The sequence below is a fragment of the Gudongella ferriphila genome (genome assembly GCF_046224405.1).
Taxonomy (GTDB): domain Bacteria; phylum Bacillota; class Clostridia; order Tissierellales; family Tissierellaceae; genus Gudongella.
In genome coordinates this window covers 49486-65838 of record NZ_JBJXRK010000004.1, presented here as the reverse complement: position 1 = coordinate 65838, position 16353 = coordinate 49486, and the positions used below count along the sequence as shown (strand labels likewise).

General features: G+C 44.6%; 16 protein-coding genes and 4 tRNA genes. 18 read left to right on the top strand and 2 right to left on the bottom strand.

Annotated features, from left to right (window positions below; translation table 11 throughout):
• The first annotated feature begins 5 nt into the window (after positions 1-5).
• The 17 genes from gatC to ACKVDP_RS04425 all read left to right on the top strand — a co-directional run bounded on the left by gatC (position 6) and on the right by ACKVDP_RS04425 (position 13323).
• Entirely contained in the window at positions 6-290 is a 285-nt protein-coding gene (gene gatC, locus ACKVDP_RS04505) for an Asp-tRNA(Asn)/Glu-tRNA(Gln) amidotransferase subunit GatC (RefSeq protein ID WP_409227615.1), read from the top strand.
• 10 nt (positions 291-300) lie between these two features.
• Positions 301-1740 (top strand): Asp-tRNA(Asn)/Glu-tRNA(Gln) amidotransferase subunit GatA, encoded by a 1440-nt coding sequence (gatA, locus tag ACKVDP_RS04500; protein ID WP_409227614.1) that lies wholly within the window; start codon positions 301-303, stop codon positions 1738-1740.
• On the top strand, positions 1740-3170 hold the full coding sequence (gene gatB, locus ACKVDP_RS04495; RefSeq protein ID WP_409227613.1) for an Asp-tRNA(Asn)/Glu-tRNA(Gln) amidotransferase subunit GatB: 1431 nt from the start codon (positions 1740-1742) through the stop codon (positions 3168-3170). The genes gatA and gatB overlap by 1 nt, the downstream gene beginning before the upstream one ends.
• Positions 3171-3283: 113 nt before the next feature.
• Complete coding sequence (locus ACKVDP_RS04490; protein ID WP_409227612.1) at positions 3284-4537, top strand: dicarboxylate/amino acid:cation symporter; 1254 nt, start codon at positions 3284-3286, stop codon at positions 4535-4537.
• A gap of 78 nt (positions 4538-4615) precedes the next feature.
• The gene (locus ACKVDP_RS04485) at positions 4616-5605 is read left to right on the top strand and encodes an AIR synthase family protein (RefSeq protein WP_409227611.1); all 990 of its coding nucleotides are present in this window, start codon (positions 4616-4618) and stop codon (positions 5603-5605) included.
• Positions 5606-5717: 112 nt separating this feature from the next.
• Positions 5718-7856: an N-acetylmuramoyl-L-alanine amidase gene (locus ACKVDP_RS04480; protein ID WP_409227610.1), complete on the top strand. Its 2139-nt coding sequence runs from the start codon at positions 5718-5720 to the stop codon at positions 7854-7856.
• 54 nt (positions 7857-7910) lie between these two features.
• Positions 7911-8432, top strand: coding sequence for a DUF2179 domain-containing protein (locus ACKVDP_RS04475; protein WP_409227609.1), 522 nt, complete (start codon positions 7911-7913; stop codon positions 8430-8432).
• Between the two features lie 99 nt (positions 8433-8531).
• Positions 8532-9263, top strand: a complete 732-nt coding sequence (rph, locus tag ACKVDP_RS04470; protein WP_409227608.1) for a ribonuclease PH — start codon at positions 8532-8534, stop codon at positions 9261-9263.
• Between the two features lie 12 nt (positions 9264-9275).
• Positions 9276-9869 (top strand): RdgB/HAM1 family non-canonical purine NTP pyrophosphatase, encoded by a 594-nt coding sequence (gene rdgB / locus ACKVDP_RS04465; RefSeq protein ID WP_409227607.1) that lies wholly within the window; start codon positions 9276-9278, stop codon positions 9867-9869.
• Positions 9862-10347, top strand: coding sequence for a YfcE family phosphodiesterase (locus ACKVDP_RS04460; RefSeq protein WP_409227606.1), 486 nt, complete (start codon positions 9862-9864; stop codon positions 10345-10347). The genes rdgB and ACKVDP_RS04460 overlap by 8 nt, the downstream gene beginning before the upstream one ends.
• 11 nt (positions 10348-10358) lie before the next feature.
• A complete protein-coding gene (locus ACKVDP_RS04455; RefSeq protein WP_409227605.1) occupies positions 10359-11423 on the top strand; it encodes a DNA polymerase IV in 1065 nt (354 codons plus the stop codon).
• A gap of 121 nt (positions 11424-11544) precedes the next feature.
• Positions 11545-11618 (top strand) — tRNA-Gly (locus tag ACKVDP_RS04450).
• 12 nt (positions 11619-11630) lie between these two features.
• A tRNA-His gene (locus ACKVDP_RS04445) sits at positions 11631-11707 on the top strand.
• 9 nt (positions 11708-11716) lie between these two features.
• Positions 11717-11792 (top strand) — tRNA-Lys (locus tag ACKVDP_RS04440).
• A 3-nt stretch (positions 11793-11795) separates the two neighbouring features.
• A tRNA-Leu gene (locus ACKVDP_RS04435) sits at positions 11796-11879 on the top strand.
• A 124-nt stretch (positions 11880-12003) separates the two neighbouring features.
• On the top strand, positions 12004-12480 hold the full coding sequence (locus ACKVDP_RS04430) for an HAD family hydrolase (protein ID WP_409227604.1): 477 nt from the start codon (positions 12004-12006) through the stop codon (positions 12478-12480).
• Positions 12481-12519: 39 nt separating this feature from the next.
• Positions 12520-13323, top strand: coding sequence for a metallophosphoesterase (locus tag ACKVDP_RS04425; protein ID WP_409227603.1), 804 nt, complete (start codon positions 12520-12522; stop codon positions 13321-13323).
• A 65-nt stretch (positions 13324-13388) separates the two neighbouring features.
• On the opposite strand, the gene ACKVDP_RS04420 is transcribed toward ACKVDP_RS04425, so the two are convergent.
• Together ACKVDP_RS04420 and ACKVDP_RS04415 are read right to left on the bottom strand one after the other, a co-directional pair.
• A complete protein-coding gene (locus ACKVDP_RS04420) occupies positions 13389-14816 on the bottom strand; it encodes a hypothetical protein (protein ID WP_409227602.1) in 1428 nt (475 codons plus the stop codon).
• A gap of 148 nt (positions 14817-14964) precedes the next feature.
• Positions 14965-15306: a hypothetical protein gene (locus tag ACKVDP_RS04415; protein WP_409227601.1), complete on the bottom strand. Its 342-nt coding sequence runs from the start codon at positions 15304-15306 to the stop codon at positions 14965-14967.
• 224 nt (positions 15307-15530) lie between these two features.
• Between ACKVDP_RS04415 and ACKVDP_RS04410 the strand changes: the two genes are divergently transcribed.
• Positions 15531-16274 carry a FadR/GntR family transcriptional regulator gene (locus ACKVDP_RS04410; protein WP_409227600.1) on the top strand — a complete coding sequence of 248 codons (744 nt, stop codon included), beginning with the start codon at positions 15531-15533 and terminating at the stop codon, positions 16272-16274.
• Positions 16275-16353 lie beyond the last annotated feature (79 nt).

The window sequence follows — 16353 nt, the reverse complement described above, 5'->3', positions numbered from 1 at the left end:
ATGCAGTGATTACCAGAGACCAGATTGTTCATATTGCAGGCATGGCAAAGCTTAAATTCACGGACGAGGAGCTTGATGAATTCGAGGAAAAGTTCGGACAGGTAATGGGCTTTGTTGAAAAGATCAAAGAGGTGGACACGGAAAATGTGGAGCCAACCTTCACAATCAATGACGAAGAGGGAACCATGAAGGAGAACGGTGAAAGCCAGACCCTATCGCGGGAAGAGGTTCTGGAAAACACTGTTGAGTCCCAGTACGGATACTTCAAGATACTTAAGGTTGTAGAATAGGGGGGAGAATATGGATATAACCAGCTTAAAAGGATGGGAGATGAAGGAAAGGCTCCTGAAAAAGGAAATTTCCTCTACGGAGATACTAAATGCCCATCTGGATGTTATAGATAAGATGGAAAAGGACCTGAATGCCTTTATCACCCTGGACAGGGATGGGGCAAGGGAGGCAGCAAAAAGGGTTGATGAGAAGCTACAAAGGGGAGAAAGCCTGGGAGCTCTTGCAGGGTTGCCAGTGGGGCTTAAGGACAATATACTCACAAAGGACCTCAGGACCACCTGCGGATCCAGGATGCTAGAAAACTTCAATCCTCCCTACGATGCGACAGTGGTTAAGAAAATCAGGGAAGCAGATGGTGTAATCCTTGGAAAGACAAATATGGATGAGTTTGCCATGGGAGGGTCAACTGAGACCTCCTATTATGGCAACACCAGAAATCCCAAGGACCTGTCAAGGGTTCCAGGTGGATCATCAGGAGGATCTGCTGCAGCGGTTGCAGGACATGAGGCACCACTGGCCCTTGGATCTGATACCGGAGGCTCTGTAAGGCAGCCGGCCAGCTTTTGTGGAATAGTTGGGATGAAGCCAACCTACGGAATAGTATCAAGGTATGGGGTTGTTCCAATGTCAAATTCCCTTGACCAGATTGGAGTATTTGGAAGGGACGTTAAGGATGCCCATATGATGCTGACAAGCGTATCAGGGTATGATCCCCTGGATGCAACATCCTCCAAAAAGGCGGACAGGGACATTTCCATAGAGGGAGTGGACTCCCTAAAGGGGCTCAGGGTTGCTTTGCCTGAGCAGTATAGGAACCTGAGGATCACAGGTGATGAAAAGATCCAGGAAAGATTCAGGGAGACGGTGAAGGTTTTTGAGGATGCAGGAGCCATAATCGACTATGTTTCTCTTCCATCCCTTGAATATTCACTTGAAACCTACTATATAATCATGTCCTCTGAGGTTAGCACAAACCTATCAAGATTTGACGGAATCCGTTTTGGATACAGGACTGAAAACTACGAAACGCTGGATGAACTTTACACAAACTCAAGGACTGAAGCCTTTGGTGAGGAAACAAAGAGAAGGATAATGCTTGGGACATATTCCTTGAGTGCCGGGTACCAGACTGAAAACTACAAGAAGGCACTGAGGGTAAGGACCCTTATAAAGCAGGATTATGAGAATGCCTTCAGGGATCACGATGTGATTCTGTCCTTGACCGCTCCAATGCTTCCATTTGAGATTGATTCAATGATAAATTCACCTGTGGATATGTACAAGGCGGACCTTTATACAGTACCGGTAAACCTTGCAGGTCTTTGCGCAATTTCCGTGCCCATGGGAGATGTTGATGGACTGCCGGTAGGGCTGCAAATAACAGGTCCAAGATTTGGGGACTCAACAATACTCAAAGCCGGCCTTGGCTATGAAAGGGTGGTGAGATAATGGCTATTAAGACTTTGATAGGTCTAGAGATACATGTGGAGCTTTCAACGGAAAAGAAGATGTTCTGCAACTGCAAAAACCAGTATGGAGCAGATGTTAATACACTTGTGTGCCCGGTTTGTCTAGGTCTCCCAGGAGCACTGCCTGTAATCGACAAACAGGCTGTTGAGTATGCCCTTAAGGCTGGTCTTGCTTTTGACTGCCAAATTGCAGATACAATAAGAATGGACAGGAAGAACTATTTCTATCCGGACCTTACAAAAGGCTATCAGATTTCACAGTCAGACCATCCCCTGTGCTCAGGAGGCTATCTTGAGATAGAGCCGGAGGCAGGCCCCAAGAGGATAACCCTGGATAGGATCCATATTGAGGAGGATACAGGCAAGCAGCTTCATACAGAGGATGGAACATCCCTTTTGGACTTCAACAGGTCTGGGGTTCCCCTGGTTGAGATAGTCTCAAACCCTGACATGAACTCTGCTGAAGAGGCTAAGCTGTTTCTTGAGAAGCTTAGAAATACCCTTAAATACATTGGGATATCAGATGTCAGGATGGAGGAGGGCTCCTTAAGATGTGATATCAACATCAACGTTGTGGATGAGGAAAAGGGCGTAAAGACCAGTGTGACAGAGGTGAAGAACCTAAATTCCTTCAGATCCGCGGTTAAGGCCATAGAGTATGAGGAAGCAAGGCATATGAAGCTTCTCAATGAGGCTGAAGGAAATGTAAAGGAAACCAGGAGATGGGATGAGGTAGCTGGTGAGACCATCATCATGAGAAGGAAGTATACAGCTGATGACTACCGATTTGCAAACGAGGCAGACATAACTCCAGTCCCTGTGGACAGGAATTGGATCGAGGAGATAAGAAAGAGTCTACCTGAGCTTCCCCATGCAAAGAAAATGAGATTTATGGAGGAATACAGCTTAAGTGAGTACGATGCAGGCGTCCTCACCCAATCACAGGAGCTCGCCCATTTCTTTGAGGAGACCTTGGAGCATGTGAAGGATGCCAAGCTTCTTGGAAACTGGATGATGGGAGATGTCCTCAGGAGACTTAAGGATGAGGACAAGGACTTTGAAGATATGCCAATTTCATCAGGGGACCTGGGAGAGCTTATAAACCTTGTGAAGGAAGAAAAGATAAACAACAATACGGGCAAGAAGGTTTTAAGGGAGATGTTTGAAACCGGAAAGGCACCGGGGGATATTGTCAAGGAGAAGGGTCTGATACAGATTTCAGACGAAGGGGAGCTTGAGAAGATCGTCATGGAGACCCTGGACAAGAATCCTCAATCCATTGAGGACTTCAAGAACGGAAAGGACAGAGCCATTGGTTTCCTAGTTGGACAAATCATGAAGGCCACAAAGGGAAAGGCAAATCCACAGCTGGTAAACAAGCTGCTGACAGAAAGAATTAAAGAGAGATAATTGCATAAATTTGGTGATTTTAGGCAGAGACTGGTCTCTGCCTTGTTTTTTGCTTTGACATTCTAAAGTATTAATCATATAATAGATGTAATATAATGGAAGGGGGAAAAAATATGCAAAAAGGTAAATATGGACTGACCACAAAGGTCCTGATGGCACTGGTAGCAGGTATTATTGTAGGTATTTTGGTATATTCTATGCCGTCGGGAACCTTGAAGGACACAGTACTTGTTGATGGAATATTCCTGTTCCTTGGACAGGTGTTCCTGCGGGGCATAATGATGCTGGTAGTTCCACTGGTATTTATTTCACTGGTGAATGGTGCCGCAAACATGGGGGATGTTACCAAGCTTGGTAGGATAGGCTCAAAGACGATCCTGTTCTACATGACGACAACAGCAATTGCCATTGTGATTGCACTGACTCTTGGAGTGTTTCTAAAGCCGGGAATCGGTCTTGACATGGGAGCTGTTGAGGCGGTTGAGGTAACTGCAAGGGAGACAGTGCCGCTGGTACAGATATTCTACGAGATGATTCCAAACAACATCGTAGGTGCAATGGCAGCTGGAAGCATGCTGCAGATCATAGTTTTCGCACTTTTAACAGGGGTTGGAATTTCATTGCTAGGTGAAAAGGGAGAGTATCTTTCAACACTTTTCGAAAAGCTGAACGACCTTATCATGAAGCTGGTTGAGATTATAATGATATTCGCGCCAATAGGTGTGTTTGGACTTATAGCAAGGACCTTCTCCACAGTTGGCTACTCGGCCATGATACCCCTAATGAAGTACATAGGTACGGTATACATCGGCCTATTGATCCATGCAACTGTTGTATACGGGTCAATGTTCAAGATTTTTGCTGGACTTAGCCTTAGGAAGTTCTACAAGAAGTTCCTTCCTGCAATGTCAGTTGCATTTTCAACTGCAAGCTCAGGAGCAACAATTCCTGTAACCCTTGAAATAACCGAGAGGGACATGGGAGTATCAAAGGAGGTTTCTTCATTTACAGTACCACTTGGCGCGACCATAAACATGGATGGAACGGCAATAATGCAGGGTGTTGCGTCACTGTTTGTAGCACAGGTGTATGGGATTGAAATGACACTCCCAATGATGCTTACAATAGTTCTGACAGCTACCCTGGCTTCCATAGGTACAGCTGGAGTTCCTGGTGCGGGAGCAATAATGCTTACAATGGTGCTTCAATCAGTTGGACTGCCACTTGAGGGTATCGGACTGATCATGGGAATAGACAGACTTGTGGACATGGCTAGAACAGCCATCAACGTAACCGGTGATGCCGTTTGTACAACAATTATCGCAAAATCTGAAGGAGGATTGAACGAGGAAATCTTCAACTCCTAGGAAAAGAGGCCCTGACCTAAGTCAGGGCTTTTAATTTTGGGATTTATCTGTTACCATAGGGTTAGGGAGGCGAGATGGTTGGAGATAGGAAAAGTACCAAATGAATTGCTTGAAAAAATTGTTTTTGAAAATATATCCCTCAGACGTGAGGAGGTCCTTGTAAGGGCAAGTATAGGTGAGGATACTGGGGTAATGGATCTTGGAGGAGACCTTTGCGTAGTGAGCACAGATCCCATAACAGGGGCAACAAAGGAGCTTGGAGCCCTGGCTGTGCACGTATCCTGCAATGATGCTGCAACAAAGGGAGCGGAGCCAGTGGGGCTGCTGTTGACCATCCTGTGCCCCGAGGGGACAAGTGAAGATGAGCTTGAACAGGTTATGAAGCAGGCGGGGAAGGCAGCAGCTGATGTGAACGTTGAAATAATAGGAGGCCACACGGAAGTTACCGACGCAGTGAACAGAATGGTTCTAAGTACAACTGTAATAGCCAGAATGAAGAGGGAAAACCTGTATACCTATGAATCCATAAGAAAGGGCGACAAGGTTATCATATCAAAGTGGATAGGACTTGAGGGAACCCATATCCTTGCCAGTGAACTTAGGGAGATTCTCTTGGACCATTTCACAGAAGGTGAGATTCAGGAGGCACTGGACCTTGGAAGGTACCTGAGTGTCGTAAGGGAGGGACTCCTTGCCAAGGACTATGGTGTGAAATACATGCATGATATAACAGAAGGTGGAATCTACGGAGCGATCTGGGAAACCGGGAAGGCAATAGGCAAGGGGATTGACCTTTATGAGGACAGGCTTCCCATCCAGGATATCACCAGGAGAATCTGTGAACACCTTGAGATTGACGTGAGAAAGCTTATATCCAGCGGCAGTATGATAATGGTTGTGCCAAGGGAAAGGGCAGATGAACTGGTTCATGCCCTTGAAGAGATTCAGATACCGGCAACAGTGATTGCAGAGGTTACAGAAGCAGAAATCTACAGTGTTTCAAATGGAAGCAGGACCCAGATACAATCTCCTGGAAGCGACGAGCTTTACAGGGCTCTTGAGGTGTAAGGGACCATATTACATTATGGTTACATTGTCCCCGACGATATTGTATGAAAGCCTTTAAAATGATATAAATATCCTAGGTAGAGTTGTATTTTTTGAAGCGGGGGAGATACTTATGAGACGGACTATTTTGACAGCAATAATGATTATGCTTTTTATAACCCTGTTTTCAATTTCCTTTGGAAACAGCATAGTGGATATAAACGTTAACGGCAGCCCAATGGCGGTACCTCAGGTGGCAGTGGTGATGGATGGAAGGCCTGCAAATTCGCAGTTTCCGTCATTTATAATGGGTGATAGGACCCTTGTGCCCATAAGATTCGTGGCTGAAAGCTTCGGAGCCCAGGTTGACTGGGATGCTGCAACAAAGACGGCATCAGTAATCCACCAGGGAAACCGTTTGGACCTAACAATTGACAGCAATGTGGTTCTATTAAACGGAAGCCCCATGAGTCTTGAGGAGAATTCAATCCCCAAGCTGGTTGTCTATACCTCGCTTAACGAAGCAAAGACCATGGTACCGGTAAGGTTTGTTTCAGAAATCATGGGCTATGAGGTAGGCTGGGATGCAGCAAGCTACACTGCCCTGATAAACACCCCTAAGGGGAATGAAGGAAAGGATATGGTTACCATTTCAGGCATTTCAGCCGAAAAAGGAACAAATGGAGACCATAGAATAAGAATAAAAACCGATGGAGACATAAAATACACCACGATGTTCCTTCCCGCATCAAACAAGCTGGTGGTGGACATTGAAAACGCCAGGTTGGATGTTGAGGGAAGCAGAGACCGTCCCGGAGATTTCTTTGTGGATGGAGAGGTACTTACAAGACTCCAGTACTCACAATTTACAATCAGTCCATATACAACTCGAATTGTGATGACCTTGGTTGAACAGAAGGACTTCAGACTAGTTCAAGAGGATAAGGAGGCATTTATCCTATTTGGGGACGATCGATTGGAAGCCCCTGAAGGGCCTGAAGCAGTTGAAAAGCCCGAGGATAATGAAGATGACCGTGATGATGTGGATAAGGGTCCAAAAATGATAAGACAGGAGATAGTGAACGGAAGAAATGCAATTGTCATATATGGAATAGATCCAACTGACTATAAGGTCACAAAGTTAACAGATCCAACAAGGCTTGTGGTTGATATAATGGATTCAAAGATAGTGGGAGAGCTATACCAGGAGTACGATTTCCAGTTTGGCTTCATCAAGAGAGTAAGGGCTTCCCAGTATGTTGGAGACAAAAACTACGGACCTGACAGGGACGTTGTCAGAGTCGTACTGGATGTAATGGAGGGAGCAAGGGATCCTGGAATAATTGTCCTGCCAGAAAGGGACAGATTGGTCATCCTGCCTGAGGAGAATGCTTGGGATGCACTTCAATACAAGAATAGGGGGACTGAAAGCAGCTTTGATTTCAGGAATCTTTTCCCAACACAGTATGAAGTGAATTACCATGAACTTAGAAAAGAAATTACAGTGACATTGCCTGTAACGGCAACAGATCTACCGGATGGAACCCTGCAGATTGGAGACCAGCTTGTAAGGGATATTTCCGTTGAAAGAGGAAGAAATGACACTGTAATCACAATACGCTTTAGAAGAGGGGTTGTGTATAGTGTGCTTTCAAGACCTGGAGACCAGGTCATAAGCATACAGGCAATAAGAAACGAGGAAGTGCTGCCACAGAATATAACAATTGTTTTGGATGCCGGTCACGGCGGTAAGGATCCTGGAGCAGTAAGCGGATCAACTAAGGAGAAGGACATAAACCTTCAAACAACCCTCAAGCTGAGGGACGCTCTGGTTGCAAGAGGCTACAATGTAATTTTGACAAGGGAAACAGATGTATTTATAGATCTTTACAGCAGACCTAGAATTGCAAATGAAAACAATGCAGACCTCTTTATAAGCATGCATGCAAATGCAACCCTGAGCACGTCCATAAAGGGTCTGGAAATACTATATTGTCCTTCATATGGAAGCGACAAGAAGATAGACGACCAGTTCCCCTTTGCTGAATTTATATATAACAGCATACTTCAACAGACTGGAAGAACCGGGAGAGGAATAATTAAAAGACCTGAGCTTGTGGTTCTAAGGGAAACAGAAATGCCGGCTGTATTGGTTGAAACAGGATATATGACAAATCCAGAGGAGCTTTCCCTGGTGGTCTCAGACCACTACCAGAACCAGGTTGTCAAAGGAATCGTAAACGCAGTTGATCAGTATTTTAAAGAGTATTGATAAATGGGGAAGGTTAAGCCTTCCCTTGCATTTGTTTGAAAGGAGAATTATTTGATGGAATTACTTATGGGATATTTGCTGATATTCTTTGCAAGAATGCTGGACATGTCTTTGGCTACAGTGAGAACCCTTATGGTCATGCAGGGCAGAAAGTTTCAGTCAGCATTAATCGGATTCTTCGAGGTGGGAATATATGTCACTGTCCTTGGAAAGGTTGTAAACTCACTTGATAATCCAATGAACCTTCTTGCCTATTGTCTTGGATTTGCGGCAGGGAATTATGTTGGAATAATGCTTGAGAACAAGATTGCACTTGGGAATCTCTCAGCTCAGATAATCTTGAAGACAGCCAACAACGATATTCTAATAGATACCCTAAGAAAAGAGAAGTTCGGGGTCACAAGCTATGAAGGCCAGGGAATAGAAGGGCCAAGGGAAATGCTGACAGTTGCCTTAAACAGAAAGGACATGGCCAGGCTAAAGAAAATAGTGGACTCAATAGACCCAAATGCATTTATAACAGTCAACAGCATCAGCCCAATCCGTGGAGGATACTTCACAAAGATGAAAAAATGATTTTTACCCCTGCAAAGGGGTTTTTTGTTGCCTTGTTGTATGAATAAGGGTCAATGTTTGATAGAATGGAAGTATGAATAATATAGAGGAGTTGTTTAGATGAGAATAGACAATAGGAAGCACGATGAGATGAGACCTGTGAACATAGAAAGAGATTACCTTCTTCACCCCTATGGATCAGTTCTTATACAGATGGGTGATACCAAGGTCATATGCACGGCAATGGTAGAGGACAAGGTTCCACACTTTCTTAAGAATACCGGGACAGGCTGGGTGACAGCAGAGTATTCAATGCTTCCTGGAAGCACAATGACAAGGAAGATGAGGGATTCAACCAAGGGAAGGATAGACGGGAGAAACCAGGAGATTCAGAGGCTAATAGGAAGAAGCCTAAGGTCTGTTGTTGATCTGAAAAAGCTTGGTGAGAGGACTGTATGGATAGACTGTGATGTGATTCAGGCAGACGGGGGAACCAGGACAGCATCCATAACAGGAGCCTACATCGCCCTTGTGGACGCGCTTCATAAGCTGTACAGCCAGGAGGAAATGAAGGAGTTTCCGATTACAGGATACCTTTCCGCAATAAGCGTCGGGGTTGGAGAAGAAGGGCCAATTCTTGACCTTTGCTACCAGGAGGACCACAAAGCCAAGGTGGACATGAATGTGGTGATGGGGGATGAAGGACAATATGTAGAGGTTCAGGGTACAGGAGAAAATGCAACCTTCTCAAGACAGGAGCTGGATCAGCTTCTGAATCTGGCAGAGAAGGGTACAGGTGAGCTTATAAAGCTTCAGAAGGAGCTTCTTGGTCCAATAACAGAGCTTATTTAGTGAGGTAGAAACATGAGAAAACTTATACTTTCAACGGATAATAAGAACAAGGCAAAGGAATTGAGGGAGATACTCAAGGATCTTCCCCTGGAGATACTCACCAAGAAGGAAGCCGGTGTGGAGAATCTACAGGTTGTGGAGGATGGAGACACCCTGGAGCACAACAGCCTTAAGAAGGCAAGGGAGCTTGCTGAGCTGGTTGACCATATGGTAATGGCAGATGACTCCGGACTCTTTGTGGACGCACTTGACGGTGCACCTGGGGTGTATTCATCAAGGTATGGCGGAGAAGACGGAAATGATTCCCTCAACAACAAGACCCTTCTTAAGAATCTTCAGGGCAAGGAAAGAACTGCAGCCTTCAGGACCGTAATAGCACTGATAACGGAGGATGGCAGGGAAATGACTGTCCAGGGTGAATGCAGGGGGGAAATACTTGAGGAGCCAAGGGGGGAGAATGGCTTTGGCTATGACCCACTCTTTGTTCCAAGTGGATATTCGGAGACCTTTGCCCAGCTGCCGTCAGAAATCAAGAATTCAATAAGCCATAGGAGAAGGGCAATAGATGCATTAAGGGAAAAACTGGAGGAGATTTTAAGTGAGTAGCATTAAGTTGATTGTAGTTGCTGATACTCATCATGTCACGCAGCCAATAATCCAGGCTTTAAAGAATGAAAGGGATGCGGGAGGCTTTGTGTTTCTGGGAGACCATGTGGAGGATGGAGAAAAGATCAAGGACTCTCTTAGGCTCCCTTCATATATCATCGGGGGAAATGGTGACTGGTCCACCTACTACAAGAGGGAAATGGTGTTGAATTTGGGAGGCAAGAGGATACTTCTTATCCACGGTCACAAGCAGGGTGTCAAGAACGGCCTTCAAAGGCTTTACTATCATGCCCTGGAGAACAGGGCCGATGCAGTCCTCTTCGGTCATACCCACATACCCGAAATGAAGAGGGAAGGAGACCTTTTTATGATGAATCCTGGAAGTCCTTCCTTTCCAAGGGGAGGACATACCCAGGGAACCTATGGAATCCTTCACATAGGTGAAAAGATAACCGGGGAGATTAAGAGAATCAGGTAGGAGAGGTATTAATGGAAACATCACTGGACTTTCTACATCTTGATATGGATGCCTTCTTTGCAGCCGTTGAGGAAAAGGACAACCCAAAGCTTAAGGGACATCCTGTCATTGTAGGCGGAAGAAGCGACAGGGGCATTGTGACCACCTGTAATTACGAAGCAAGAAAGTATGGAATACATTCAGCCATGCCAATTTTTATGGCCAAGGAAAGATGCCCCCATGGGATTTATGTCCCAGGGAGAATGAAAAGGTATCAGGAGATATCAAAACAGGTGTTTCAGGTTTTAAGGGGCATAACAGACAGGATCGAGCCCCTTTCAATCGATGAGGCCTATATGGACATATCCGGGATGGAAAAATCCCCCGAGGAGATTGCTGCTCTAATAAAGGCAAGGGTTATGACGGAAACGGGACTCACCCTGTCAATTGGGGTATCCTTCAACAAGTTTCTGGCAAAGCTTGCCTCGGACTGGAACAAGCCTGATGGATTCATGAAGATAACCCAGGAAATGATGCCTGAAATCCTGTTTCCCCTTCCTGTCAGCAAGGTGTATGGAATAGGAAGCAAGTCGAGAAAGCGCCTCAATGACATTGGAATATACACAGTGGAAGAGCTTTACAGACTGCCGGAGGACTTCCTTATGGACATGTTTGGAAGAGGCGGCAAGGAAATTTACGACAGGATAAGGGGAGTTGACAGGAGGATTGTAACCACAACCAGGGAAAGGAAATCCATGGGTGTGGAAAGGACCTTCAGGGAGACAAGGGACAAAAAGCTTCTTATGGAAAGGCTTAGAGAGTATTCCATGGAGCTTGAAAAGGACCTTGAAAGCAGAAATATCCACGGAAGAACCCTGACGGTGAAGATCAAGGATGAGGACTTTCATAGCCACACTAGGAGCAGGACCTTCAACCACTACATATCCCATGGTGAGGAAATATTCAATCTTGCAGGCATCCTCTTTAATGAGATGGAATGGGAAAAGAGCCTAAGACTACTTGGTGTATCCCTAAGCAACCTTATGGATAGGAGCATGGAGCAGCTATCCTTTCTAGGGGAGGAAAAAATCCAATAATCTTCAACTAAATTATTGACATGATATTTTAGAACTGTTATAATCATATAAGTCAGCGGTTAATCCGCTTACGGAGTGCGGAGTAAATTTGAGTGTCTTCAGCAGTACTTAAAGTGTTGCTGCGGGTGTAGCTCAGTGGTAGAGCACTGGCTTCCCAAGCCAGCTGCGAGGGTTCGATTCCCTTCACCCGCTCCAAGAAAAAACATGGTGGATATGGCCTAGTTGGTTAGGGCGCCAGATTGTGGCTCTGGAGGTCGTGGGTTCGAATCCCATTATCCACCCCATTTTATTTTGACCCATTAGCTCAGTTGGCAGAGCACCTGACTTTTAATCAGGGTGTCCCGCGTTCGAGTCGCGGATGGGTCACCATTTGCGGGAATGGCGGAATTGGCAGACGCGCTAGACTTAGGATCTAGTGTCATTGACGTGGGGGTTCAAGTCCTCTTTCCCGCACCATTTAAAAAGTGCTTCGGATGCTTTACTTAAAAGGCAGTCGGGGCATTTTTGCTTTACAAACACAAACATCCGGGACGGTTCTTTTTGTTTGCCTGATCAAAAAATGATACTTAGGTGGGATACCATGCTAAAGCTTGAAATACAGGGATATGAAGATCCCCTTGAAATTGAAAATATTGTGTTTGACTACAACGGAACCCTTGCAGTGGATGGAAGGATGTCAAGGGAGACAAGAGAAGGCATAAGTAGGCTGGGATCCGCAGGATTTAATCTTACTGTTCTGACCGCAGACACCTTTGGAACGGTAAAGGATGAATGCTCAGGTTTGCCGGTGGAGGTTAGAGTGTTTGACAAGGGAAATGCCGAGGAAAGCAAAAGACGGATTGTTTCCCAGCTGGAATCAGGTAGAACCGCCGCAATTGGTAATGGAAGAAATGATATGGCCATGCTGGGTGAAGCCAGGATAGGGATTGCAATAATCGGCCAGGAGGGAGCATTTACAGGACTGCTCCAGTCAGCCCATATCGCTGTTACATCCATTGAAGATGCAATAGGGCTCTTCCTTAACCCCAAACGGATTGAAGCAACACTTAGAAGATAGTATCCTATAGGCAGTAACACTGCGAAGGCGGGAGAATATATGAAGATGAAGATAATACTTATGGCAATTGCAATCATTGCTCTTGGGATGTTTTTATACAACAGAAATCAGATATCTCACTTTAGGACTGAAAGCATACAGATTCAGTCAAGCAAGGTGGAAAATGAAATAAGAATAGTTCAGGTCACTGACTTTCATTCCAATCACAGGATAAACATAAGTAGGCTTAAGGAACAGATTAAGGAATTCAATCCACATATGATAGCCTTGACAGGTGATCTGGTGGACCATAATACGGAGGACCTGACCGTTTCCCTGAGCCTGGTTGATTCCCTGAAGACAACCGGGGTGCCCATATATTTTGTTGAGGGCAACCATGAGATAGCCAACAGGCACAGGAAGGACCTTCTGGAGGAGCTTTCAAGTCGGGGAGTTATCATACTGAACAACGACAGGGCAGAAGTGGACATAGAAGGCAAGACGGTCCATGTTTACGGAGCAGAATTCTATGTGGAGGAGCATGACTATGAAGTTATGCTTTCAGAGCTTGAAAGAGACAGGCTAAACATACTGCTTTCACATTCTCCGGTCCGGGCATCCTGGTATGCTGATGGTAAGGCGGATCTGATCCTATCAGGGCATACCCACGGAGGACAGGTGAGGCTGCCTCTTGTGGGGGGTGTAGTTTCACCGGGACAGGGCTTCTTTCCCCACTATGACAAGGGACTAATGGAGCTTCCCGGAGGGACAATGCTCCATATTGACAGCGGCATTGGTAACAGCGTACTGCCAATAAGGATAATGAATCCCGTGCAATATACCCAAATCAGAATATCTCCTTGAGTCACCGGTGAGTCACCGGGACGGTTCTTCTGACTCATTTTGCCAAAATTAATCCCAGCTGAGTATCAGCTGGGATCTTTTATGTCTTCAGTTCTTCTGTAGCCGGAAACATTGTTCCTATCCATCCATAATTTCTTGGATTCCAATAGAATCTGCAGGTCCTGGTCTCCTTCACCCCTAATCCTTACAAGAGCCTCCTGAACATTGAGCAGGTCGTTGTAGGTCAGGTAATCATAATCCACAAGACCCATTGTTCCATCTGGCATATAGGCATATTCCAGGTTTCCGTCTGGCATTATCCACTTGTCCCGGGTGATTTTAATTCCAGTAATCATCTTCTGTGCAAAATCCAGATAATCCGGATTCTTTTCCGATTCGTACAGCAAAAGGAATGAATGTATCGCCTGAAGCTGGTGATTTAGGGATGTATGATTCTTTCTTCCTGAATCATGGTAATAATCCTCAACCAGCCATCCTTCTCCCATTCCAGGATCATGCAGAACATACTTATTGTTCCTTCCATGTTCAAGATAGTATTCAGCCAGCCTTACGGCCATATCCCTATACACAGGATCTCCATATCTTCCATAGGCTACTATGTTGGTCTCTATTGTATCCGCATTGAATCTTGTATCAAAGAATCCTGCTTCTATTCCATAATCCTTAAAGAGCCAGATGCTCCTCGGTAATGTTGGTAGATATCCCTCATCACTGATATTCCTGTGTGCGATTTTAAGAAGCGAGGTCCCAATTATCTCAGAAGCCCTACTTCCACCTGAACGCACCATGGAATTTGTCAGATAGTCGCTGGGTATCCTCCAATAGGAGGTTGAAGTTGTCGGATAGTATGTGGAAGGGCTCTTATAATGGTAACCATCATAAAGAAGTCTAGCATTTTTGTCCAGGTCATAGTATGACCACATTCTAAGCTGATCGATGCTATTAAAGTCAACCAGCTCCTGAGTAGACCCTGCACCCCAAAGAATTCCTTGAACGCCAGGACTTAAGCCATAGCGGAAGGTCACTATCCAACCGTCCTGATCTCTTTTTAGCTGGATTGGATGGCTTGAGATTGCATCCTTGGTTCCCGCTCCCAAGTCCCTGTAGGTATAGGGCTGACCAAGTATATAATGATAGCTGTCTGTGGAAAGAAATAGAATCCTTCCCTGGGGGAGGGAGCCCTCCACCATTGGAAGCTCCACAAGATCCTTATCATCATCAAAATATCTTAGAAACCCTGCATCCCCTGGAATCCGAAAGCTGGTCCAGTAGGTGTGGTCTGCCTTTGATACGATTTTCCTTATGAAAAAATTCCCCTTGTCTGGGATGCTGTTGTTTGTCTGTATATATGAGACCTGGTCATTAACCTCCTGGTAGTGCTCATTAAGTCCGGCAGCAGATGCCACTGAGTTAAAACCAAAAATCACAGTCAATGACAAAATAAAAACCAAAAGCGGGGACCTTAAATCACAAATAAATCTGTTTTTACCCATGCAATATCCTCCCTATGCAAAAAAAAGTTTGTCAAATATAAATCAATATTTCTTATTTTTGATGGTATTCCAATACCTTTAAAATAATTTCCTCCACAACACTGCCTGGCTCTACAGGTCTCCACGAGACCTCCTCATAATTGAGATATCAGGCTTCAATGAGATAACCTGCCTCATCGAAGGCAAAGGCATCAGAAAACTTGTATCTCATCTGAGCAGGGTCGATATGCCAAAGGAGCTCGTCCCTTACGCAAATGTTCCCTTCTTGGTCGATATCATGCTTCACCCATACGTCAATGACACTGATACCCTCCACTTGGTCATATCTCTCCTCAATGGAGGATTTGTCGAAGTACCATGGTCCCAGAGAGTCTTCAGCAACAAAAATAAAATCATCTGAATTGTTATTCTCCATCAGCTGAGGAATAAGGATAGCTCCAAATATAAGAATCAAAACAATACCCGTTGTAATAAAATATTTACCTTTCATTTATATCACCTATTTAGTTATACCCAATTTACTCTGAAATGTTCATTTTTCAAGTTACAGTTTAATGACAAAATATTTGTTAAATTAAAAACAAATAAATCTGAAAATTTAGAAATGTACAAATAATGCTATTGACTTTTAGCGAATAGAAGTGGTAATATGGGAGACATAAAGCAAAACATCAAACATCGGACATATGATGTTTAGCGAGGAGGTGTTATCGTTTGCCAGAGAACAATAATCAAGATAAGAGCAAGGATCTCTTTAGAGGGGTTGGTAAGCGTCTGTCAGCAACAGATGTGGTACTGGACACGATTAAAAACTTGCTGGTGAAGAAGAAACTCAAGCCTGGTGACAAGCTTCCAAGTGAAACTGAGATGGCAGATAGTCTAAACGTTAGTCGGGGATCTGTAAGAGAAGCTATGAAAATCCTGAGTGCTTATGGGATTGTATCTGTAAGAAGAGGAGACGGGACGTACATCAATGACAGCACTGAGGGCTCTAGGTTTGACCCACTTTTATTTAAACTAATAATAAATCAGGATAGCTTTAATGAACTTAGGGAATTGCGTGAAATGCTTGAAGTCGGAATTGTAAGGTTAGCTGTACAAAATGCAACCGAAGAAGATCTGGAACTCATTGAAAATGCATTCAAGTACACGAAAAGAATGGTTGAAGAAAACCGATATGAAAATGAGATAATAGCAGAGGCTGAGCATGAGTTCCACACATCCTTGGGCAATGCAACTCACAATAAGCTAATAATTACCATTTACAATTATATAATGGATCTGTACATCCCTCAGATATACAAGAAAAAGGGAGATGAAAGATTTGGACATGAGGCTCTCATGAGCCACAGACCGATTATAGATGCAATAAGGAACAGAGATGTTGAAGCAGGTGAAAAGGCCATTAAATATTCGATGGAAATTTGGAAGGAACAATCTGAAAGACTCCAGAAATAACTGGATGTTTATTTAGTTACTAAAAGTGGGAGGTGAAAATACATAATCAGTTCATAGGCAGCAAGCAAGAGGGGAAAAT

Bases quoted from the DNA above. Each gene is read 5' to 3' on its own strand.
- ACKVDP_RS04425 (WP_409227603.1), top strand. From the start codon at position 12,520: ATGAAGATGAAGATAATACTTATGGCAATTGCAATCATTGCTCTTGGG.
- ACKVDP_RS04415 (WP_409227601.1), bottom strand. From the start codon at position 15,306: ATGAAAGGTAAATATTTTATTACAACGGGTATTGTTTTGATTCTTATA.
- ACKVDP_RS04480 (WP_409227610.1), top strand. From the start codon at position 5,718: ATGAGACGGACTATTTTGACAGCAATAATGATTATGCTTTTTATAACC.
- rph (WP_409227608.1), top strand. From the start codon at position 8,532: ATGAGAATAGACAATAGGAAGCACGATGAGATGAGACCTGTGAACATA.
- ACKVDP_RS04430 (WP_409227604.1), top strand. From the start codon at position 12,004: ATGCTAAAGCTTGAAATACAGGGATATGAAGATCCCCTTGAAATTGAA.
- gatB (WP_409227613.1), top strand. From the start codon at position 1,740: ATGGCTATTAAGACTTTGATAGGTCTAGAGATACATGTGGAGCTTTCA.
- gatA (WP_409227614.1), top strand. From the start codon at position 301: ATGGATATAACCAGCTTAAAAGGATGGGAGATGAAGGAAAGGCTCCTG.
- rdgB (WP_409227607.1), top strand. From the start codon at position 9,276: ATGAGAAAACTTATACTTTCAACGGATAATAAGAACAAGGCAAAGGAA.
- ACKVDP_RS04490 (WP_409227612.1), top strand. From the start codon at position 3,284: ATGCAAAAAGGTAAATATGGACTGACCACAAAGGTCCTGATGGCACTG.
- ACKVDP_RS04475 (WP_409227609.1), top strand. From the start codon at position 7,911: ATGGAATTACTTATGGGATATTTGCTGATATTCTTTGCAAGAATGCTG.
- ACKVDP_RS04455 (WP_409227605.1), top strand. From the start codon at position 10,359: ATGGAAACATCACTGGACTTTCTACATCTTGATATGGATGCCTTCTTT.
- ACKVDP_RS04420 (WP_409227602.1), bottom strand. From the start codon at position 14,816: ATGGGTAAAAACAGATTTATTTGTGATTTAAGGTCCCCGCTTTTGGTT.